We start from the raw sequence: 20,522 nt of genomic DNA, 5'->3' as shown, positions 1-20,522 counted from the left end.
TTTTTCGGGCTATAATTCGATTCGTTGGCCCGGTAGCTCAGTTGGTAGAGCAGCGGATTGAAAATCCGCGTGTCCGTGGTTCGATTCCGCGCCAGGCCACCAACATCTTTCAAAAGCCCATCCATTGCGATGGGCTTTTTGCTTTGCGCGGCCTGCCATGGGGCCCTGGCGGCCTTCAGGGTGTTCGGGCAGGGTTCGGGTGCTAGGTGTCCTTCTCGTCGACTTTCTCCTGTTTATGTCTCCTGTCTCCCCGACCGCCTTACTGGGCATTGATTTCGGCACCTCCAACTCGGCCATGGCCTTCAAGCCCGATGCGGCGGTAGCCGGGCCTTCGCGGCTGCTGCAGGCCGAAGGCGCGTCGCTGGCCATGCCCACGGCCGTGTTCTTCAATACCGAGGAGCACCGTACCCACTTTGGCCGCGATGCGGTGGCGCGCTATCTGGAAGGCACGGAAGGCCGCTTGATGCGTTCGCTCAAAAGCCTGCTGGGCAGCGCGCTGATGCAGGAAAAAACCGTGGTGCACGGCCAGTTGATGGCCTACCAGGACATCGTGGCCCTGTTCGTGCAACAACTGGCCGCCACGGCCACGCGCCAGCTGGGCGCGCTGCCCGCCACGGTGGTGATGGGCCGGCCCGTGCATTTTGTCGATGGCGACGCGGCACGCGATACCCAGGCGCAGAATGCGCTGGAGCAGGCTGCGCGCGCGGCGGGCTTTGCCGATGTGCGTTTTCAGCTCGAACCGATCGCCGCCGCACTCGATTACGAGCAGCGCATCACGCGCGAAGCGGTGGTGTTGGTGGTGGACATTGGCGGCGGTACCTCGGATTTCACCGTGGTGCGCCTGGGGCCGCAGCGCATGCGCCGCCCAGGCCGCGCAGACGACATTCTGGCCACAACCGGCGTGCATATCGGTGGCACCGATTTTGACCGGCGCCTGAGCCTGCATGTGGCCATGCCCTTGCTGGGGCTGGGCCATGTGGGCCCTTCGGGCCGCGAAGTGCCCAGCGGGGTGTTTCACGATCTGTCCACCTGGCACCTGATCCAGTGGCTCTACACCGCGCCGCGCTTGCGAGATGCGCAGGCCCTGCGCAGCAACTACCGCGATACGGCCTTGCATGACCGGCTGATGCGCATGCTGCACGAACGCTGGGGCCATCGTCTGGCCAACGCGGTGGAAGAGGCCAAGATCGCCGTATCCAACCTGCACAGCGCGCAGCGCCTCGATGTGGAATGGCTGGAGGCCGCGCTCAGCCCCGAGGTGGCGCCCGCCAGCCTGCAGCAGTGCCTGCAGGCCTTGCTGGCGCAGGTGGCCGATTGCGCGCTGCACTGTGTGCAGTTGGCAGGGCTGCAGCAGGCGCAGATCGATGCGATCTACCTGACCGGTGGATCCTCCGCGCTGCGGCCTTTGCGGGCGGCGCTGGCGCAGGTGTTCGCCGGCATACCCCAGGTCGAAGGCGATCTGTTTGGTGGTGTGGCCGCAGGCTTGGTGCATGGCCAGATGCCGTGATGATCGTGCCCCCGAAAAACGTACCCCTTGCTGAGTGTTTCAATGTAGGCAAGGAAAACGGAAATGACAAAAACAGCGCGGCGCGCTACACGCTGGAATTCAAGCAGGAGGCGGTGCGATTGGTGCACGGCGGGCAGAGCATCGCAGCAGCGGCCAGGACGCTGGTCGTGGTCGAGCAGACGCTGTTCAACTGGGTCAAAGCCGAACGCCAAGGCAAGCTCACTGCGCTGACAACAAGGTGGTCCGTGCCGAGCAAATGGAGATCAGCCGGCTGCGTGCGGAACTGGCGCGGATGACCTTCAGTTAGACTGCAAAGCAAACCGGAGGAGACCCAATGCCAATACCACTGGAGGCCATCCAGCAGCCGTTCTCTTTACCGCCTTGCGCCAAGCGCCTGGTGGATTTGCGCGTTGAGGTAGCTGCCAGAAGTTTTGCGTGTGATGCACTATCCCCAGGATTTTGAAACATTCAATCGCGAGACGCTGATTGCCATTCCGGCCTTCAATCGCGCCGCCTGCTTGCTGCGGCTGCTGGAGAGCCTGCATGCCAGCCAATCGGTATTGCCGGCCAATGTGCATGTGTTCGACGATGCCAGCGACGAGTTTGATGCGCATTTTTTGCGCGCCTGCCTGCACCCTGCGTCTCAGCTGATCCGCCACGCTGAGAACAGTGGCGGTGCGGACCGGGCCGTGGAGCGGATTTTTCAGTTTTTTGTGCGCAGCGACTACCAGCAATTGCTGCTGCTGGACAGTGATCTCATCGTTGCCGATGGCTGGCTGCGCGCGAGCTGGCGGGGCTTTGCGCATGCGCAAGGGCTGCTGTCGCTCTTCAATACGCCCACGCACTATGCCAGCGCGCCTGCTGGCCCGGGCCTGGTGCAAAAAGCCAGCGTAGGTTTTGCGGGGACATTGTGGAGCAGGGAGCTGGTGAGCGAAGTGCTGCAGCAGGTAGACGCGGGTGGCGCCTACGACTGGGACATTTGTGCATACCTGCAAAAACGCAGGAAGATCATGTGCCTGCTGGACTCTTGCGTGCAGCATTTCGGGGTTGAGGGCCAGAACTCCTGCCTCGCCAGGTTTGACTACGGCATTGGATTCATGCCGGGCAACATGGTTGCCGCCAACATCGTGGCCAGGGAGACCGAGAAGATCATCCTGGCCTTGAAAGACCTCACGCAAGGCCCCCGGCCCAAGCCCTCGATGGCGGCCCATTTGGCTTCATTGTTCTTCAAGTCGTGAGTGCCGGCGCCGGTGCGAGGCAAGCTGCAAAACCTTGCAGGGCGGCTTCGACTCGAAGGCATCGCGGTGCTGGCTGATGAAGGCCTTCAAGACTGCAATCGGAGCAGGGGTGCCTGCCCGTCAAGCCAGCTTCCGCACCTCGAGGCGAGCACGCCACGGCGCTCTTCGCTACTTGTTTTCCGGTGGCGCCACGGCTGCCTCATTGGGCGGAGATCCCTCGGGTGCCGCAGCCTTGCGCTGGGCCTTCTCGGCCTTCTTTTTCTTCTTCTCCAGCTCGCGTTGCCGCTTTTCGAATTGGTAGTTTGGTTTTGACACTGGACGATTCCTTTTGTGGTTTGCACCGCTCACCATACCCGATGTATCACACCCGACAAACCCAAGCGCCTCTTTTTGTTGTGGTCAGCCCAGCAAAGTGGCCTGTGCCAGGCCAAGGCGAGAGGTTCCATGAAGAAGTACACAACGGAGTCCAGGCGCGCGGTTGTCCGGGACTTCACGCAGCTGAACGCCTGCGATGCCATGCTCGCGCGGCTGGCGCGCTATCTGCGCGAGCACGATTCACCGGTGGGGGCGATTGGAGACGGGGGTGAAATGCCGTGGCACAGGCCGCCCCTGCTACACCCCCTGCATCAGCGCCTTCACCTCCGCCCGGGCCTGGGCCTGCAGTTCGGCCAGGTCCAGGCCGGGGATGGCGTCGTCTTCGGCGATGATCCTGCCGTCGCACAGCAGCCAGCACAGGCGCGGGCGACCACCGCTGGCGATGGGGCCGATCGCGGGGTCGTGCAGGCCGAAGTAGCGCGGGTCGTCGAGGCCGTAGACGGCCAGGTCGGCGGCCTGGCCAACCTGCAGCGTGCCCACGCCGTCGAAGCCCAGCATGCGCGCGCCGCTGGCGCTGGCCCAGTGCACGATCTGCTCCACGGTCACCGCGTCGGCGCCTTCCTCGCCCGCGCCTTCGGGGCGGGGGCGCGCCTTGGCGCCGGCATGGGCGCGGTGCAGCAGCCAGGCAAAGTGCAGTTCGCTGATCATGTCGGCGGCCTCGTTGGAGGCAGCGCCGTCCACGCCGATGGTCACCGCCGCGCCCAGCCTTTGCAGCGCGGGCGCGGGGGCGATGCCGTCGGCCAGGCGGGCGTTGCTCTGCGGGCAGTGGGCGATGCCGGTGCGGCTTTCGCCCAGCAGGCGCATCTCGCCGGGCGTCAAGTGGCACAGGTGGGCGAGCCAGACGTCGGGGCCCAGCCATTCGTGCTCGGCCAGGTATTCGATGGGCAGGCAGTGGTGCACTTCGCGGCAGTATTCGACATAGGCCACCGATTCGGACATGTGGCTGTGCAGCCGCAGGCCCATGGCGCGCGCGGCGCGGGCCACTTCCCTGAGCTGTTCCTTGGGCAGCGAGACATGCACCGAGGTGGGCGCCATCGCGACGCGCTGGCGCGCGCGCGGCCCGCGCTGGTGAAAGCGGGCGGCGGTCTGCTCCACCGCGGCCAGCATCTGCTCCAGCGTCTCGGGCGGCTGCGCCAGCTTGTCGCTGTCTTCCAGCTTGCGGGTGACGGTGGCGCCGCCGCGCAGCAGCATGAAGCGCAGGCCCAGCTGGTCGGCCTCGTCGAACAGCAGCTCGGCGGCCTCCTGGCTGGCGCCGGCCTGGAAGAGGTAGTGGTGGTCGGCCACGGTGGTGCAGCCCGAGCGCAGCAGCTCGACCAGGCCGATGCGCGCGGCCAGGCGCAGGCGCTTTTCGTCGAAGCCGCGGCGGTAGGCGAAGGGCACGGCCTGCAGCCAGGGGCTGAGCGTGAGGTCGATCCCCGCCGGCACGCCCTTGAGCAGCGACTGGAACAGGTGGTGGTGGGTGTTGACCCAGCCGGGGTAGACGACGCAGCCGTGGGCATCGAGCACGCGCTCGCCGGGCTGCGGCGCGAGGCCCCGGCCGATCTCGGCCACCACGCCGCCGGCGATGCGCAGGTCGGTGGCGGCGCTGCGGGCCTGCGCGCCGGGCAGGCCGGTGAAGATGCATTCGGCGTTGCGGATGAGTATGCGGGTGTCCATGGGGCGTGCTTATGATGAATGTGTGCTTTTAAAAAGGGTAGCTGCCAGCGCTTGGTATTGCTGAAATTCAAATATAAAAATACCTGAAATTCATGCATGCCAAGCGCTGATAGCTATTGTTTTTTTATCGCTTGGGCAGCAGCCCTTCCACGCCCTGCACCAGGTAGTTCATGTTGGCCAGGTCGGTGTCCGAGAGGTTCTGCCCGGCGGCCACGCGCAGCTTGCCGTCCTGGTCGGTGATGGGGCCGGCAAAGGGGTTCAGCCGGCCTGCGGCGATGTCCTCGCCGAGCTTGGCGACCTTGTCGCGCACATCGGCGGGCACCGCGGCGTTCAGCGGCTGCATCTTGATCATGCCCTCGCGCAGGCCGCCGAGCGTATTCTCGGGCTGCCAGCGCCCGGCGAGCACGTCTTCCACGGTCTTGATGTAGAAGCCGCCCCAGTTCTGCACGATCGAGGTCAGGTTGGTCTTGGGGCCGAACTTGGACATGTCCGAGTAGTAGCCCAGCGTGTAGATGCCCTTTTCCTCGCCGGTGGTGACGATGGAGACGCCCGAGGTCGCGTAGGCCAGCGTGTCCACGCCGAGCTTGATCAGCGCGTTCGCGGCATCGCGCTCCTTGCCCGGGTCGTACCAGGCGTTGACCCAGATCAGCCGCAGCTTGGCCTTGGGGTTGACGCTGCGCATGCCCTGCGCAAAGGCGTTCACGCCCTGCAGCACCTCGGGGATGGGGAAAGCGCCCACGTAGCCCACGTCGCCGCTCTTGCTCATATGGCCGGCCACCACGCCTTCGAGGTAGCGGCCCTCGTAGTAGCGCGCGTTGTAGGCGCCCACGTTGGCGGCGGTCTTGTAGCCGCTGCCGTTCATGAAGATCACGCCCTTGGGCGCGGTGCGCGCGACCTTCATCGTTGGCTCCATGAAGCCGAACGACGGCGTGAAGATCAGCTTGCAGCCGTCTTGCACGAAGTTGCGGATCACGCGCTCGGCGTCGGGCCCCTCGGCGATGTTCTCCACATGCTTGGTCGTGATCTTGTCGCCCAGCGCGGCGGCCAGCTCCTTGCGCGCCAGCTCGTGCTGGTAGGTCCAGCCGCTCTCGCCGATGGGGTTGGAGTACAGGAAACAGGTGCTCAGCGGCGCGGCCGCCGCGGCGCCGCCGAAGGCGGCCAGCAGGCCCAGCGAGGTGGCGGCCATCAAGAGGCGCTTGGTGCGTTGGTTCATCATCTTGTCTCCGTTGTGGTTGTAGGGAAAGCGAAGGAGTCAGCGCTCCGGGCGGAAGGCCTGGCCCAGCGACGCGGGGGAGTTGAGCCGGATGGTGGCGCGGTTGCGCGAGATCAGCACCAGCACCACGATGGTGGCGACATAGGGCAGGGCCGACAGCCACTGCGCCGGGATCTCGATCTGCAGGCCCGCGCCCTGCACGAAGAGCTGCGACACCAGCACGCCGCCGAACAGGTAGGCGCCCACCATCACGCGCAGCGGCCGCCAGGTGGCGAACACCACCAGCGCCAGCGCGATCCAGCCGCGCCCGGCCACCATGCCCTCGGCCCACAGCGGGGTGTAGAACACCGACAGGAAGGCGCCGCCCAGCCCGGCCATGGCGCCGCCGAAGGCCACCGCCAGGTAGCGGATCGCGATCACCGGGTAGCCCACCGCGTGCGCCGCCGACGGCGACTCGCCCACCGCGCGCAGCACCAGGCCGCCGCGGCTGCGCTGCAGGAACCAGGCGGCGGCGGCCACCAGCAGCCACGACACATAGACCAGCGCCTGCTGGTTGAACAGCGCCGGCCCGAGCAGCGGGATGTCGGCCAGCAGCGGGATGCGCAGCGGCTGTACCGCCACCAGCGGCGCGGACTCGTAGGGCTTGCCGAAGAAGGCCGCCAGCCCCACGCCGAAGATGGCCAGCGCCAGGCCCGAGGCCACCTGGTTGGCCTGCATGCTCAGCGTGATGTAGCCGAATAGCAGCGCCATCGCCACGCTCGCGGCCATGCCCACCAGGGCCGCGAGCCACGGGCCCGTGCCCGCATGGGCGGCGGCGAACGCGGCCACCGCGCCCACCGACATCATGCCCTCGGCGCCGAGGTTGAGCACCCCCGCGCGCTCGGTGATCAGCTCGCCGATGGCGACGATGATCAGCGGCGTGCCGGCCACCAGCGTGGCGGCAATGATCGAGGCGATCAGCGAGCTGTCCATGGCAGCGCTCCTTTCCATGCGGCGCGCTCCCAGCGCAGCCGGTAGGCGATGAACAGATCCGAGGCCAGCAGGAAGAACAGCAGCATGCCCTGGAACACCTTGGAGATCGACGACGGCAGGTTCATGTGCTGCTGGGCCTGCTCGCCGCCCAGGAAGAACAGCGCCATCAGCAGGCTGGCGCCCAGGATGCCGGCCGGATGCAGCCGCCCCACGAAGGCCACGATGATGGCCGCGAAGCCGTAGCCCGCCGAGATCTGGCTGGTGAGCTGGCCCATGGGGCCGGCCACTTCGGTCATGCCGGCGATGCCGGCCAGCGCGCCGCCCGCCAGCAGCCCCACCCAGATTGCGCGCTTGGCCGAAAAGCCCGCATAGCGCGCGGCATCGGGCGCCTGGCCGCCCACCTGCATCTGAAAGCCCTGGAAGCTGCGCTGCAAAAACACATAGCCCGCGAGCAGCACCGCCAGCGCCAGCACGAAGCCGGCATGCAGCCGCGTGCCGTCGATCAGCAGCGGCAGCAGCGCGCTGTCGCCGAAATTGCGCGTCTGCGGAAAGTTGTAGCCATCGGGGTCTTTCCAGGGGCCGTAGATCAGCCACGAGGCCAGCAGCTGCGCCACGTACACCAGCATCAGCGAGACCAGGATCTCGTTGGTGCCGAAGCGCGTGCGCAGCCAGGCCGCAATCGCCGCCCACAGCGCGCCGCCGATGGCGCCGGCCACCACCATGGCCGGAATGGCCCAGGGCGCGGACTGGTCGCCCACCTGCAGCGCGATGCCGGTGGCGAAGACCGCGCCGCAGATGAACTGCCCCTCGGCGCCGATGTTCCACACGCCGGCGCGAAAGCCTACCGCCAGCCCCACGCCGATCAGCATCAGCGGCGTGGCCTTGAGCAGCAGCTCGCTCACGCCGTACAGGTCGCTCAGCGGCTGCAGGAAGAACACGCGCAGTCCCTGCAGCGGGTTCTGGCCCAGCGCCGCGAACAGCGCCAGCCCGCCCAGCAGCGTGAGCGCCACCGCCAGCAGCGGCGACAGCCAGCGCATGCGGCGCGAGGCCTCGGGGCGTGCTTCGAGCTTAAGCATGGGACACCATCCTTTCCTCTGCGGCGGGCGCGGGCGCCGCGCCGTCCTCGGGCCACAGGCCGCTCATCCACAGGCCTATGGTCTCCACATCGGTCTGCTGCGTGGGCACGGCGGGCGACAGACGGCCGTCGGCGATCACCGCGATGCGGTCGCAGACCTCGAACAGCTCGTCGAGCTCCTCGGACACCACCAGCACCGCCGCGCCCGCATCGCGCAGCGCCACCAGCGCCTGGCGGATGAAGGCCGCGGCCCCCACGTCCACACCCCAGGTGGGCTGCGCGGCCACCAGCACCCGCGGCTGCTGCAGCAGCTCGCGCCCGACGATGAACTTCTGCAGGTTGCCGCCCGACAGCGAGTTGGCCGGCGCCTGCGCGCCGCCGCACTTGACCTTGAAGCCGGCGATGCAGCGCTCGGCAAAGGCGCGCACCGCGCCCTGCCGGATCAGGCCATGCCGCAGCAGGCCCTGGCGGTGCGCGGTGAGCAGGGCGTTGTCCGCCAGGCTCATGGCCGGCACCGCGCCGCGGCCCAGCCGCTCCTCGGGCACGAAGCCCAGGCCCTGCACGCGCCGCGCGGCGCTGCCCAGGTGGCCTATGGGCTGCCCGTCCAGCTGCACCATGGCCGCGTCGCCGCGCGCCAGCCGCGCCTCGCCGGAGATGGCCTGCAGCAGCTCCTGCTGGCCATTGCCCGAGACGCCGGCGATGCCGACGATCTCGCCGGCGCGCACATCGAGGCCGATGTGCTTGAGCGCGGTGCCGAACGGGTGCGCGGCCGGCTGGCTCAGGCCGCGCAGCGCCAGGCGCACCGCGCCCGGTGCGGCGGGGGCGCCGCGCTGGCAGGCCACCAGCTCCTTGCCGATCATCAGCCGCGCCATCGAGGCCGGGGTCTCGCGGCTCGGGGTGCAGTGGCCGCTGACCCGGCCGTTGCGCAGCACGGTGGCGGCATGGCACAGCTCGCGCACCTCGTCGAGCTTGTGGCTGATGTAGAGGATGCTGCAGCCTTCGTGCGACAGCTGGCGCAGCGTCTCGAACAGCTTGCGCACCGCCTGCGGCGTGAGCACCGAGGTGGGCTCGTCCATGATCAAGAGGCGCGGGTTCTGCAGCAGGCAGCGGATGATCTCCACCCGCTGGCGCTCGCCCACCGACAGCGTGTGCACCAGGCGCCGCGGATCCACCGGCAGGCCGTAGCGGCGGCCCACCGCGTCGATGCGTTGGGCCAGGTCCTCCAGGTCGGGGCGCCCGGGCAGGGCCAGCGCCACGTTCTGCACCACCGTCAGCGTCTCGAACAGCTGGAAGTGCTGGAACACCATGCCAATGCCGAGGCTGCGCGCCTGGCTGGGGCTGGCGACGGCCACCGGCTCGCCGCGCCAGCGCATCTCGCCCGAGGTGGGCGCGGTCACGCCGTAGATGATCTTCATCAGCGTGGACTTGCCCGCGCCGTTCTCGCCCAGGATGGCGTGGATCTCGCCGGGCTGCACCACCAGGTCGATGCCGTCGTTGGCCACCACCGAGGCATAGACCTTGCGGATGCCCTTGAGCTGCAGCTGCGGCGGCGCGGCGGCGCCGGTGCTGTGCAGGCTGGCCGCCATGTCAGGCCGCCTTGCCGTTGGCCGGGGCGGCGGCCGTGGCGCTTTCGCCATGCTCTTTTTCGTGGGCGTGGAACAGCACGTTCAGCAGCACCGCGGTGAAGGTGCCCAGCAGGATGCCGTTCTGGCAGAACTTGGCCAGCAGCTCGGGCAGCTGCGCGAAGAAGCGGTCTGCCACCAGCGGGATCATGCCCAGCGCCAGGCTGATGGCGACGATGTAGGCATTCTTGCGGTTGTTCACGAAGTCCACATGGCTGAGGATGCGCACGCCGGTGGCGGCCACCATGCCGAACATCACCAGCGCCGCGCCGCCCAGCACGTACTGCGGGATCGAGGCGGCGATGAACGAGATCTTGGGAAAGCTGCTGAGCACGATCAGCATGGCACCGGCGGCCACGCAGACCCAGCGGCTGCGCACGCCGGTGACCTGCACCAGGCCGATGTTCTGTGCATACGAGGTGTAGGTGAAGGTGTTGAAGAAGCCGCCAACGATGGCGCCCACGCCGTCGGCGCGCAGGCCGCGCGCGATGTCGTCCTTTTGCAGCGGGCGCTCCACCACCTCGGCCAGCGCCAGGAACTGGCCCACGCCCTCGATCATGATCACCACCATCACCACGCACAGCGTGACGATGGTCATCGGATCGAAGCTGGGCCAGCCGAAGTGAAAGGGCGTGATGAGCTGGAACCAGCCGGTGGACTTCATGCCCACGAAATTCACCTGGCCCAGCGCCAGCGTGATCGCAAAGCCCGCGACGATGCCGATCAGCACCGCGATGTTGGCCAGGAAGCCCTTGCAGTAGGCGATGATGAACAGGATGATCAGCAGCACCAGGCCCGAGATCGCGATGTGCGAGGGAATGCCGTAGTTGGGATTGGCGATCATCCCGTTGGGGCCGTGGATGGTGGGGTTGCCGCCCGCGGCCCAGTTGATGCCCACGCGCATCAGCGACAGGCCGATGATCAGCACCACCGAGCCGGTGACCACCGGCGGAAACCAGCGCAGCAGCTTGCCCACGTAGGGCGCCACCAGCAGCGTGAAGACCCCGGCGGCCATGACGCCGCCGAACACCGCCGGCAGCCCGAGCTGCGGATTGGAGCCGGTGGCGATGATGGGTGCGACGGCGGTGAAGGTCACCCCCATCATCATCGGCAGGCGGATGCCCACCTTGCCGATGCCCATGCTCTGGATGATGGTCACCAGGCCGCAGCAAAACAGGTCGGCCGCGATCAGGAAGGCGATGTCTTCCTTCGCCAGCTTGAGCGCGCCGCCGATGATCAGCGGCACCGCGATGGCGCCGGCATACATCACGAGCACATGCTGCAGGCCCAGGGCCATCAGCTTGGGAAGGGGCAGCTTCTCGTCCACCGGGTGGACTGCAAAAGCGCGGGGCGTTGCGGTGCTGGTCGTCATGGCTTTGTCTCCTGATTTCTTGTGGGGGGTGCCTCGGCCGGGCTGCTGCGGTATGTTTCCGCTTGTCGGGTGCAGTCCGGCCGTCGTCGCCGGGCTATGCCCGTGGCAGCCAGGCCTGGGCGCGGGCCATGGCCTCGGGGCTGATGCGGGCGCGCACGCCGTCGAAGCGCGGGCCGCGCGTGGCGTCCAGCCCCAGGCGCGAGGTCGTGCCGTCGGCGGACGATGAGGGGTCGAGCGCGCTGCCGGGCAGGCCGTCGACGATGAACAGGTCCTGGTGCGGCTGGAAGTGCGTGGCCAGGGCCCACAGCACCTCTTCGTCGCGCATCACGTCCACGTCCTCGTCCACCGCGATCACGGTCTTCAGGTAGGGGTCCCAGCCGAGCAGGCCCATCATCACCTGGCGCGCCTCGCCGGGGCGGCTCTGCTTGAGCGCCACGTAGGCATGGAAGTGCGTGCCCGAGCTGGGGTAGTGCACCGCGGTGACGCCGGGAAAGCGCTCCTTGAGCTTTTCCACCATCTCCGATTCGCGCGGAATGCGGCCCAGGTTCAGGTGCTCGGCCGAATTGCCGCCCACCACGTCGAGCAGCCAGGCGTCGCTCCTGCGCAGCAGCGTCTCGACCTGCAGCACGTTGTTGGTCGAGCGGTCCGACGAGTAGCCGGTGAACTCGCCGAACGGGCCTTCCTCGGCGCGGGCGGCCGGGTCGATCACTCCCTCGATCACGAACTCGGCATGCGCCGGCACCGCGATGCCGTACTTTGGGGTGCGCACCACGTCGAGCGGCGCGCCGAACAGGCCGCCGGCCAGGTCGCGCTCGTCCACGCCATAGGGCAAGCGCCCCGCGCCGGCCAGCATGAACAGCGGGTGCGCGCCGATCACCATCGCCACCGGCAGCGGCCGGCCCCTGGCCTCGGCCGCGCGCAGCATGCGCCACAGGTGGCCGCGCGAATGCAGGCTGGTGGCGATCTCGCTGGGCGAGTGCACCATCGAGCGGTGGTAGCTCACGTTGCCTATGCCCTCGTCGCGGTCCTCGGCCACGATGATGGCGTTGGTGATGTAGGGGCCGCGGTCGGTGGCGAAATGCCGGATGGTCGGGATGTCGCGGGCCAGGTCGATGCCGCTGGCCAAGACCCGCTGCGTCACCGCGCCGGACTGCAGCTCGCGCGGGGCGACCAGGCGCCGGCTGCGGGCCTGGTATTCGGCATGGATGCCGGCCGGCGGCACGCCGCCGAGCATGCGCCCCACGCGTTCGCGGGAGGCGAAGAGATTGGTCACCAGGGGCGTGTGCAGGCCCTCCACCTGGTTGAACCTGAGCGCCGGGTGGCGCCCCTGGCCGGCCAGCGACCAGACGGCGGCGCTCACGTCCTCGTCGCGGCTGACGGCATGCTCCACCGTGAGCACGTCGTCGGGGTAAAGGGACTCGTAGGCTGCGAAAAACCGGTGCAGATCCTGGCCGGTGTCTTCGAGCATGGCTTTCGAATTCATCAAGCAACTCCTGAACAGCGCACGCAACTGGCGTGGCGGGATCTGCGGGACGGCCAGCAAGGGCCGCCCCGCAGCATGGGCCGTCGTCCCCTCGGGGGGAAGGCGCGAAGCGCCTCAGGGGGACTGCTATTTCACGCCGGCGTAGGTGTCGGCCAGGCGCGCCTGGGCGTCGGCCTGGTCGCGCGGCGGCGGCGTGGTCTTGATGCCGCACAGCCGGGCGATGTTGTTGCCCAGGTAGTCCTCCAGCGTGTCCTCGTCGAGGTCGATGCCGTGCGGCGCGGGCTTGCACAGCATCTCCAGCTCGCGCAGCCACATGCCGGGCTCGTTGGGCGGGCTGTCGGTGCCGAACACCAGCTTGTTCTTGGGCAGCTCCTTGGCGAACTCGGCGATGCGGGCCTGGAAGCACCAGCCCGACTCGACGTACACGTTGGGCGTGTCCATGGCCATCCAGAAGGTCTCGAACGAGTAGTTGCCGCCGGTCTGGATGCCGAAGTGCGCGATCACGAAATTCACCATCGGGAACTCGCGGATGATCGGATAGAACATCGTCGGGATGGTGAAGGGGCCGTCGCCGGTGTGGATCAGCACCACGGTGCCGTACTTGGCGCAGACCTTCATCGCGGGGCGCAGCCAGTCTAGCGCGCGGTCGGGCCGGTAGCCGTGCATGTTGGCGTGCAGCTTGATCATCTTGAAGCCGTATTCCTTGATGTGGAATTCCAGCTCGGCGGCGCCGTTCTCGGGGCCCCAGCGCGGGTTGTAGGTGAAGTTGCCGATGAAGCGGTCGGGGTACTTCTGGCACAGCTCGGCGATGTAGGCCATGTAGTCGCGCACGCCTTCGCGCCCGCGCCGGTTGCCGTCGCGGTAGCCGGTGTTGCCCGGCGGCGGCTGGATGAAGCCCATGTCGATGCGGCGCGGCTTGCCGTTGATCATGTAGGGCCCGTCCATCAGCTTGAGCATGCGCTCGCCGTTGAAGGGCGTGCCGGTGTGGCGCCAGGCCTCGTCGACCAGGTTGGTGGGATGCAGGTGGGTGTCAATGATCATGTTGTTGTCTCCATATCTCAGTACAAGCCGATCACCGGGTGGCGCTCGGCCTTGCGGCCCAGGATTTGCTCGGCTTCTTCGAAGGTCTTGGGGTGCGGCGTGGGCTCGATGCCGATCATTCGGGCGATGTTGTTGCCCAGGTAGTCTTCCAGCGTCTCCTCGTCCAGGTTCAGGCCCTGCGGCGGGTTGGTGCACAGCACTTCCAGCAGGCGGATCCACATGCCGGGCTCGTTGGGCGGCGTGTCGGTGCCGAAGATGATCTTGTGTTTGGGCAGGGTCTTGGCGAACTCGACGATGCGCGACTGCAGGCACCAGCCGGATTCGCAGAACACGTTGGGCAGCTCCATGGCCCACTGGTAGGGCTCGAAGCAATAGACGCCGCCGGTCTGCACGCCGAAGTGGGCCATGATGAAGTTCACCGTGGGGAACTCCTTGATCATCGGCACCCATTCGGTCGGGATGCTGTAGGGGCCGTCGCCGGTGTGCAGCTTGACCGGTACGCCCAGCTCGGCGCACTTCTGCAGCGCGGGACGTACCCAGTCCAGCGCGCGGTCGGGGCGGTAGGCGTGCATGTTGGCCTGCAGCTGCACCATCTTGAAGCCGTGCTCCTTGACGTAGCGCTCGATGGCCTCGACGCCGTTCTTCACGCCGCAGCGCGGGTTGTAGACGAAGCAGCCGATCAGGCGGTCGGGGTGCTGCTGCACGCACTTGAGCGTATAGGCCATGTAGGCGTCGATGGATTCGCGGCCGTCCTTCTCGCCATCGGTCCAGGTGTAGATGGTGTTGCCCTGCGGCGGCTGGATGAAGGCCTTGTCGATGCGGCGCGGCTTGCCGTTGACGTAGTACGGGCCGTCCATGGTGGCCAGCAGTCGGTCCACGGTGTAGGGCTCCCCATCGTGCCACCAGGCCAGGTCGACCTGGTCGGTGGGGTAGCAGCTAATGTCGATGATCATGGATTCAGTCTCCTTTGTGGATGACGGGTTGAAGCGCTTCAGGGCGTGTGCCTAGGCGGCTTCCAGGGCCTCGTGGGAAACAGGGGCGCAGCTGGTGCAGGCGGCCAGCCGGGCGCGCAGCGCGTCGGCCTGCAGGTTGCGGCCGATGAAGACCAGCTTGCTGCCCGGGGTCTCGTCCCACCAGGGGATGGAGGGCTTGAGCTCGAGCAGGCGGTGCACGCCCTGCAGCACGTGGCGGCGGTCGTCGCCGTGCGCGTGCAGGATGCCCTTGACGCGGTAGATGTCGTCGCCATCCACGGCCAGCAGCTCATTGAGCGACTGCATCAGGCGCCCGGTGTCGAAGGGCTGCTCGAACAGCAGCGAGACCGAGCCCACCGATGGGTCATGGCTGTGCGGCGCCAGCAGGGCGGCCGCCTCGTGCGAGTGCGGTTGTCCATGGCCGTGGTCGTGGCCGTGGTCGCAATGCGCGTCGCAGATATGGCCATGTTCGTGACCATGGTCGTGGTGGCCGCCCATGAAGTGCGGGTCCGTCGCGGTCAGCGCGTCGCACTCGAAGGACTGCAGGCCGAGGATCTGCGACAGATCGACCTTGGCCTGCACGGTGCGCAGGATGGGGGCGTTGCAGTTCAGCGCGCGGATGCGGCCTTCCAGCTCGGCCAGCTCGGGCGGCGCCACCAGGTCGGTCTTGTTCAGCAGGATGCGGTCGGCCACCACGATCTGCTGCACCGCCTGGTTGTCGTGCTCGGCCAGCGCCGGGTCGTCCAGGTGCGGCTGCACATGCAGCGCATCGACCAGGGTGACCACGCCGTCGAGCACCACCTGCCTGGCGACCTCGTTGTCCATGAAGAAGGTGGCGGCCACCGGCGTGGGGTCGGCCAGGCCGCTGGTCTCGACCAGGATGTGGTCGAACTGGTCCTGGCGCTGCAGCAGCATCTGCAGGGTCTTGACCAGGTCGTTGCGCACGTCCACGGTGCAGCAGATGCAGCCGTTGACGATCTGGAAGATCTCCTCGTCCGAGTTGGCCATCACCAGGTCGGAGTCCACGTCCACCTCGCCGAACTCGTTCTCGATCACCGCGATGCGGTGGCCGTGCTTCTCGGTCAGGATGTGGTTGAGCAGCGTGGTCTTGCCGGCGCCGAGGAAACCGGTGAGGATGGTGACCGGCACCGGCCTCTTGAGGGAAGTGGTGGATGCGTTCATGCGTTGGCTCCTTCAGTCTGGTTGGATTGCTCGCGCAGGGCCTGCAGCACCTGCTCGGGCTTGATGGGGTAGTGGCGAAAGCGCACGCCGATGGCGTCGTGGATGGCGTTGGCGATGGCCGGGCCGATGGCGACGATCGGGTCCTCGCCCACGCCCTTGGCGCCGAAGGGGCCGCCGGGGTCGGGCGCGGTCTCCAGGATCACCGTGCGTATCGGCGGCATGTCCATGGACAGCGGCATCTTGTAGTCGACGAAGTTGGCGTTCAGCGAGCGGCCGGTTTGCATGTCGATCTGGTAGTCCTCGTACAGCGCGTGGCCTATGCCCTGCTGGATGCCGCCCTCGATCTGGCCGGCGGCCGCGATCGGATGGATCACCTTGCCGATCTCGTGCACCGGCACCACCTGCAGCACGCTGACCTGGCCGGTCTCGGTGTCGACGCTGACCTCCACGAAATGCGCCGCGAACGAGTACGACTTGGTCGGGTGGTAGGTGGCGCTGCCGACGAACTGCGCAGCCGGTATGCCCTTGCGCGGCGCCACCGCGTCGCGGATGCTGATGCTGCGGTCGGTGCCGCGCACGTGGATGATGCCGCCGCTCGATTCCAGATCGTCGGGCGCCACTTCGAGCTGTCCGGCGGCGCGCTCGTACAGCTGGCGCTTGATCTCCAGCGCCGCGAGCTGCGCCGCCTTGCCGCCCAGGTAGGTGGTGTGGCTGGCGAAGGCGCCGATGTCCCAGGGCACCACGTCGGTGTCGCCATGCGTGACCGAGACCGACTCGAACTGCACGCCGATCTCCTCGGCCACGATCTGCGCCAGCGCGGTGTGCGCGCCGGTGCCCAGGCCCGCCGTGCCGGTGAGCAGCACCACGGTGCCGTCCTCGTTCATCTTGACGATGGCGTTGCCCTGCTCCTTGATACCGGGATAGGCGCTGCTGCCGTGCATCTCGCAGCCCAGGCCCCAGCCGCGGCGCTGCACGCCGGTATCGCGGGGGCGCTGGCGCAGCGCGGCCCAGCCCACTTCCTGCATGCCGCGGCGGATGCAGTCTTCCAGGCCGTGGCCGATCAGCGGATGGCCCGAGGGCGCGATGTCGCCCTCGCGCACCGCGTTCCTGAGCTTGAGCTCGGCCGGGTCCATGCCCAGCTGCTCGGCGGCCTCGTCCATCTGGGTGTCGATGGCGTAGTAGGTCTGCACCACGCCATAGCCGCGGAAGGCGCCGGCGATCGGGCTGTTGGTGTACAGGCATCGGCCTTCCAGCTCGATGTTCTCGCAGCGGTACAGCGAGGTCATGGCGGTGGTGCCGACGATGGTCACGCCCGGGCCGTGCGAGCCGTAGGCGCCCGAGTTGAACACCACGCGCGCCTGGCGGGCGGTGATGGTGCCGTCCTTCTTGAAGCCCTGCTTGAGCCAGATCTTGGCCGGGTGGCGCGTGCGCCCGCCCAGGAAGGTCTCCTCGCGGGTGTACTCCATGCGCACCGGGCGGCGTGTCTGCCTGGCCAGCAGCGCGCACAGGAACTCGCTCTGGAACAGGTCCTGCTTGGCGCCGAAGCCGCCGCCCATGTGGTCCACCAGCACGCGCACCTTGTGCAGCGGCAGGCCCAGCACCTCGGCCATGATGCCGCGCACCATGAAGGCGGTCTGGGTGGAGATCCACACCGTGAGGTTGCCGTTGCCGTCCCACTGGCACATGCAGGCGTTGGGCTCCATGTAGGCCGGCGTGGGGCGGCCGCCTTCGTACTCGCCCTCGATGATCAGGTCGGCCTCGGCGAAGCCCTTGTCGATATCGCCACGGCTGACCTTCACCGGCGGCAGCACCAGGTTGCCGCCGGGCTCGCGCTCGTGGATCAGCGGCGCATCGGGGCGGGCGGCGTCCTCGGTGGTGAACACCGCCGGCAGCGGCTCGTACTCCACGTCGATCAGATCCAGCGCGGCCTCGGCGATCTCCTCGCTGGTGGCGGCCACCACCGCCACCGTCTCGCCCCAGTAGCGCACCTTGCTGTCCAGGATGTACTGGTCGGGCGTGACCGAGGCCGAGCGCGGATGCGGCGAGCCGGCGTGCAGCACGCGCGGCACGTTCTCGTGCGTGAGCACCGCCTTCACGCCCGGCAGCGCCAGCGCGCGGCTGGTGTCGATGCGGCGGATGTTGGCATGCGCGATGTTGCTGCGCTTGCTGCGGGCATACAGCAGGCCGGGCAGGTGCATGTCGGCCACGTACTGGGCGGTGCCGGTCACCTTGGCCAGCAGGTCGGCGCGCTTGACGCTCTTGCCGATGATGGTGCTCTGGCTCATTGCGCGGCCTCCTCGTTCGCAGGCGTTTCTGCGGCCATGGCGATGGCGTCGATGATCTTGGTGTAGCCGGTGCAGCGGCAGATGTTGCCGGCGATCGCGAAGCGGATCTCATCCACCGTGGGCCTGGGGTTCTCGTCGAGCAGCGCCTTGGCCTGCACCAGGATGCCCGGGGTGCAGAAGCCGCACTGCGCGGCGCCGCACTGCATGAAGCATTCCTGCAGCCGGTGCGGCGTGCCGTCTGCGGCCTGCAGGCCCTCGACCGTGGTGATCTCGGCGCCTTCGGCCTCGAAGGCCAGCACCAGGCAGGAGTTGACCGGCTTGCCGTTCATGATGACGGTGCAGGAGCCGCACTCGCCCACGTCGCAGCCTTTCTTGCAGCCGGTCAGGCCGGCCTCGCCGCGCAGCGCGTCGAGCAGGCTGCGGTTGGGGCTGGTCAGCATGTCGCGGGCCTCGCCGTTGACGGTGAAGGAAACGATTTTCTTGCTCATGGCTGTGCCTCCCGGGCTTGTTGCAAGGCTTGCTCCAGCGCGCGCCGCGTCAGCACGCGCACCATGTCGCGCCGGTAGGCGGCGCTGCCGCGCACGTCGCCGATGGGGCGGGATTCGTCGCTGGCGGCCTGCGCCGCGGCCGCCAGCAGAGCGGGCGTGGGCGGCTGGCCGCGCAGCAGCGCCTCGGCCTGCGCCGCGCGCAGCGGCGTGGGGGCGACGGCGGCGAGCACGATGGCCAGCTCGGCCACCTCGCCGCCCGCGCCCAGCGCCACCCGCACCGCGACGCCCACCGTGGCCAGCTCCATCTGCGAGCGGCGGCCGTGCTTGATGTAGGCCTTGCCGGTGCGCGGCGCGGGCGCCGGGATCTCGATGTGGGTGACGATTTCGTCGCCCGCGAGCACGGTGCGGCCGGGGCCGCTGCAAAAATCCTGCACCGCCACGCGGCGCTGGCCGCCGCCGCCGTGGATGCGCAGCACCGCGCCGTCGGCAATCAGCGCCGGCAGCGTGTCGGCCGAGGGCGAGGCGCGGCACACATTGCCCACCACGGTGGCGCGGTTGCGCACCTGGATGGAGGCGAAATCGGTGGCCGCCTTGGCCAGGCTGGCGTAGTGCTTTTGCGTGATCGGCGAGGTCTCGACCTGCCGGGTCGTCACCAGCGCGCCCAGCAGCAGCCCGTGCGACTGGGTGAACGCGAATTCATCCATGCCGGGAATCTTCTTGAGGTTGATCACATGCGCCGGCTGGCGCACATGCTCCTTCATCTGCACCATCAGGTCGGTGCCGCCGGCGAGGAGGCTGGCCGGGCCGGCGCGCAGCAGCGCGACCGCCTCGTCCAGCGAGGCCGGCTCGCTGTAGTCGAAGTGTTTCATGCTTCAGTCTCTTGCTTCTTCGGAAGAACGCCCCGAAGCGGGCCCCGTCCAGCGCCTTACCGCGCCCACGTCGATGTCGAACAGGTCCAGCACCCGGCCCAGGGTGTGGTCCACCATGTCGTCCAGGCTTTGCGGCCTGGCGTAGAAGGCCGGCACTGGCGGCGCGACGATGGCGCCCATCTCGGTGACGGCGGTCATGTTGCGCAGGTGCGAGAGCGTCAGCGGCGTCTCGCGCGCCAGCAGCACCAGGCGGCGGCGCTCCTTGAGCATCACGTCGGCGGCGCGCGTGACCAGCGAGCCGCCGATGCCATGGGCGATCTCGCCCAGCGTCTTCATCGAGCACGGCGCGATCACCATGCCCAGCGTGCGGTACGAGCCACTGGCGATGCAGGCGCCGATGTCCTCGTTCTTGTGCACCTGGGCGGCCAGGGCGTTCAGGTCGGACATGCGCAGCGTGGTCTCGCAGACCATGGTGATCTGCGCCGCGCGGCTCACGATCAGGTGTACCTCGATGCCGGCCGGCTGCAGCATCTGCAGCAGCCGCCAGCCATAGACGAAGCCCGAGGCGCCGGTGATGGCGACGATCAGGCGGGAGCGGGAAGCCTGGCTCATGCGGCGCTCCGATATAGTGCGTTGCCATGGACTGCGAAACCGCCTGGAACGATATCGTCGCCATGTACGCCGACCCAGCGCTGGCCCGCGAACTGCTGCGCCGCCAGGACGAGGAGGGGCTGGACGTGGTGCTGCACCTGTTTGCGCTGTGGGCCGAGCGCCAGGGCCGCCCGCTCGCCGGCGAGGCGCTGGCCGAGGCCACGGCGGCGGTTGCCGGCTGGCGCGCCCAGGTGATCGAGCCGCTGCGCCGGCTGCGGCGCGCGATGAAGGCCATGGACGCCGACCCCGCATTGCGCGATGCCGTGCGCCGCCAGGTGCAGGATGCCGAGCTGGCCGCGGAGCGGGCGCAGGTGGCGATGTTGTGCGAGTGGCTGCGGGCGCGGTGAGGTTGGGCGGACAGGCCAACCGGCGGGCGTCGAGGCCGGCGGATCCCATGAGAATGCGAGGGACAGGCTCAGCATCTTGGCCTCCTTCTTGAAGGACCAACCCGACGAATCCAGCTCCGTCACGGGCATGGCTGAATGCTGACAGATGCCCCGGCTTTCAGAAACCACTGGATCG

17 protein-coding genes, 1 tRNA gene and 1 pseudogene are annotated in these 20,522 nt (G+C 68.1%); 5 read left to right on the top strand and 14 right to left on the bottom strand.

What is annotated here, in order from left to right; genetic code table 11:
• Positions 1-26: 26 nt before the first annotated feature.
• The 4 genes and pseudogenes from ACODRX_RS15880 to ACODRX_RS15865 all read left to right on the top strand — a co-directional run bounded on the left by ACODRX_RS15880 (position 27) and on the right by ACODRX_RS15865 (position 2,745).
• A tRNA-Phe gene (locus ACODRX_RS15880) sits at positions 27-102 on the top strand.
• 133 nt (positions 103-235) lie between these two features.
• Entirely contained in the window at positions 236-1,507 is a 1,272-nt protein-coding gene (locus tag ACODRX_RS15875) for an Hsp70 family protein (RefSeq protein WP_488872493.1), read from the top strand.
• 92 nt (positions 1,508-1,599) lie between these two features.
• A pseudogene (locus ACODRX_RS15870) lies at positions 1,600-1,802 on the top strand (transposase); the annotation flags it as partial.
• A gap of 145 nt (positions 1,803-1,947) precedes the next feature.
• Entirely contained in the window at positions 1,948-2,745 is a 798-nt protein-coding gene (locus ACODRX_RS15865; RefSeq protein WP_488872492.1) for a glycosyltransferase family 2 protein, read from the top strand.
• Positions 2,746-3,357: 612 nt separating this feature from the next.
• Here ACODRX_RS15865 and ACODRX_RS15860 read toward each other — a convergent pair.
• The 14 genes from ACODRX_RS15860 to ACODRX_RS15795 form a co-directional block, all read right to left on the bottom strand.
• Positions 3,358-4,776, bottom strand: coding sequence for an amidohydrolase family protein (locus ACODRX_RS15860; protein ID WP_488872491.1), 1,419 nt, complete (start codon positions 4,774-4,776; stop codon positions 3,358-3,360).
• 124 nt (positions 4,777-4,900) lie between these two features.
• A complete protein-coding gene (locus ACODRX_RS15855; RefSeq protein WP_488872490.1) occupies positions 4,901-5,992 on the bottom strand; it encodes a BMP family ABC transporter substrate-binding protein in 1,092 nt (363 codons plus the stop codon).
• Between the two features lie 36 nt (positions 5,993-6,028).
• The gene (locus ACODRX_RS15850) at positions 6,029-6,961 is read right to left on the bottom strand and encodes an ABC transporter permease (RefSeq protein WP_488872489.1); all 933 of its coding nucleotides are present in this window, start codon (positions 6,959-6,961) and stop codon (positions 6,029-6,031) included.
• Positions 6,946-8,037, bottom strand: coding sequence for an ABC transporter permease (locus tag ACODRX_RS15845; RefSeq protein WP_488872488.1), 1,092 nt, complete (start codon positions 8,035-8,037; stop codon positions 6,946-6,948). The genes ACODRX_RS15850 and ACODRX_RS15845 overlap by 16 nt, the downstream gene beginning before the upstream one ends.
• Positions 8,030-9,622, bottom strand: a complete 1,593-nt coding sequence (locus tag ACODRX_RS15840; RefSeq protein WP_488872487.1) for an ABC transporter ATP-binding protein — start codon at positions 9,620-9,622, stop codon at positions 8,030-8,032. The genes ACODRX_RS15845 and ACODRX_RS15840 overlap by 8 nt, the downstream gene beginning before the upstream one ends.
• 1 nt (position 9,623) lies before the next feature.
• The gene (locus tag ACODRX_RS15835; protein WP_488872486.1) at positions 9,624-11,030 is read right to left on the bottom strand and encodes a nucleobase:cation symporter-2 family protein; all 1,407 of its coding nucleotides are present in this window, start codon (positions 11,028-11,030) and stop codon (positions 9,624-9,626) included.
• Positions 11,031-11,124: 94 nt separating this feature from the next.
• Complete coding sequence (locus ACODRX_RS15830) at positions 11,125-12,513, bottom strand: UbiD family decarboxylase (RefSeq protein ID WP_488872485.1); 1,389 nt, start codon at positions 12,511-12,513, stop codon at positions 11,125-11,127.
• Between the two features lie 126 nt (positions 12,514-12,639).
• Positions 12,640-13,554, bottom strand: a complete 915-nt coding sequence (locus ACODRX_RS15825; RefSeq protein WP_488872484.1) for an amidohydrolase family protein — start codon at positions 13,552-13,554, stop codon at positions 12,640-12,642.
• A 17-nt stretch (positions 13,555-13,571) separates the two neighbouring features.
• A complete protein-coding gene (locus tag ACODRX_RS15820; RefSeq protein WP_488872483.1) occupies positions 13,572-14,507 on the bottom strand; it encodes an amidohydrolase family protein in 936 nt (311 codons plus the stop codon).
• A gap of 51 nt (positions 14,508-14,558) precedes the next feature.
• A complete protein-coding gene (locus ACODRX_RS15815; protein ID WP_488872482.1) occupies positions 14,559-15,707 on the bottom strand; it encodes a CobW family GTP-binding protein in 1,149 nt (382 codons plus the stop codon).
• The gene (locus ACODRX_RS15810; protein ID WP_488872481.1) at positions 15,704-17,992 is read right to left on the bottom strand and encodes a xanthine dehydrogenase family protein molybdopterin-binding subunit; all 2,289 of its coding nucleotides are present in this window, start codon (positions 17,990-17,992) and stop codon (positions 15,704-15,706) included. Before ACODRX_RS15810 ends, ACODRX_RS15815 begins: the two co-directional genes overlap by 4 nt.
• Positions 17,989-18,480 (bottom strand): (2Fe-2S)-binding protein, encoded by a 492-nt coding sequence (locus ACODRX_RS15805; RefSeq protein ID WP_488872480.1) that lies wholly within the window; start codon positions 18,478-18,480, stop codon positions 17,989-17,991. The genes ACODRX_RS15810 and ACODRX_RS15805 overlap by 4 nt, the downstream gene beginning before the upstream one ends.
• Positions 18,477-19,349, bottom strand: a complete 873-nt coding sequence (locus ACODRX_RS15800; RefSeq protein ID WP_488872479.1) for an FAD binding domain-containing protein — start codon at positions 19,347-19,349, stop codon at positions 18,477-18,479. Before ACODRX_RS15800 ends, ACODRX_RS15805 begins: the two co-directional genes overlap by 4 nt.
• Before the next feature lie 3 nt (positions 19,350-19,352).
• The gene (locus tag ACODRX_RS15795) at positions 19,353-19,961 is read right to left on the bottom strand and encodes a UbiX family flavin prenyltransferase (RefSeq protein WP_488872478.1); all 609 of its coding nucleotides are present in this window, start codon (positions 19,959-19,961) and stop codon (positions 19,353-19,355) included.
• Positions 19,962-19,987: 26 nt separating this feature from the next.
• On the opposite strand from ACODRX_RS15795, the gene ACODRX_RS15790 reads away from it, so the two are divergent.
• A complete protein-coding gene (locus ACODRX_RS15790; RefSeq protein WP_488872477.1) occupies positions 19,988-20,347 on the top strand; it encodes a TIGR02444 family protein in 360 nt (119 codons plus the stop codon).
• The last annotated feature ends 175 nt before the right edge of the window (positions 20,348-20,522 follow it).

It is taken from the genome of Comamonas sp. FG99 (assembly GCF_057808605.1).
The sequence above is the reverse complement of the archived record's forward strand: the minus strand, read 5'-3'. Positions and strand labels throughout refer to the sequence as shown.

Bases quoted from the DNA above. Each gene is read 5' to 3' on its own strand.
- ACODRX_RS15875 (WP_488872493.1), top strand. From the start codon at position 236: ATGTCTCCTGTCTCCCCGACCGCCTTACTGGGCATTGATTTCGGCACC.
- ACODRX_RS15845 (WP_488872488.1), bottom strand. From the start codon at position 8,037: ATGCTTAAGCTCGAAGCACGCCCCGAGGCCTCGCGCCGCATGCGCTGG.
- ACODRX_RS15805 (WP_488872480.1), bottom strand. From the start codon at position 18,480: ATGAGCAAGAAAATCGTTTCCTTCACCGTCAACGGCGAGGCCCGCGAC.
- ACODRX_RS15795 (WP_488872478.1), bottom strand. From the start codon at position 19,961: ATGAGCCAGGCTTCCCGCTCCCGCCTGATCGTCGCCATCACCGGCGCC.
- ACODRX_RS15835 (WP_488872486.1), bottom strand. From the start codon at position 11,030: ATGACGACCAGCACCGCAACGCCCCGCGCTTTTGCAGTCCACCCGGTG.
- ACODRX_RS15850 (WP_488872489.1), bottom strand. From the start codon at position 6,961: ATGGACAGCTCGCTGATCGCCTCGATCATTGCCGCCACGCTGGTGGCC.
- ACODRX_RS15815 (WP_488872482.1), bottom strand. From the start codon at position 15,707: ATGAACGCATCCACCACTTCCCTCAAGAGGCCGGTGCCGGTCACCATC.
- ACODRX_RS15820 (WP_488872483.1), bottom strand. From the start codon at position 14,507: ATGATCATCGACATTAGCTGCTACCCCACCGACCAGGTCGACCTGGCC.
- ACODRX_RS15800 (WP_488872479.1), bottom strand. From the start codon at position 19,349: ATGAAACACTTCGACTACAGCGAGCCGGCCTCGCTGGACGAGGCGGTC.
- ACODRX_RS15860 (WP_488872491.1), bottom strand. From the start codon at position 4,776: ATGGACACCCGCATACTCATCCGCAACGCCGAATGCATCTTCACCGGC.
- ACODRX_RS15810 (WP_488872481.1), bottom strand. From the start codon at position 17,992: ATGAGCCAGAGCACCATCATCGGCAAGAGCGTCAAGCGCGCCGACCTG.
- ACODRX_RS15865 (WP_488872492.1), top strand. From the start codon at position 1,948: ATGCACTATCCCCAGGATTTTGAAACATTCAATCGCGAGACGCTGATT.
- ACODRX_RS15830 (WP_488872485.1), bottom strand. From the start codon at position 12,513: ATGAATTCGAAAGCCATGCTCGAAGACACCGGCCAGGATCTGCACCGG.
- ACODRX_RS15790 (WP_488872477.1), top strand. From the start codon at position 19,988: ATGGACTGCGAAACCGCCTGGAACGATATCGTCGCCATGTACGCCGAC.
- ACODRX_RS15855 (WP_488872490.1), bottom strand. From the start codon at position 5,992: ATGATGAACCAACGCACCAAGCGCCTCTTGATGGCCGCCACCTCGCTG.
- ACODRX_RS15825 (WP_488872484.1), bottom strand. From the start codon at position 13,554: ATGATCATTGACACCCACCTGCATCCCACCAACCTGGTCGACGAGGCC.
- ACODRX_RS15840 (WP_488872487.1), bottom strand. From the start codon at position 9,622: ATGGCGGCCAGCCTGCACAGCACCGGCGCCGCCGCGCCGCCGCAGCTG.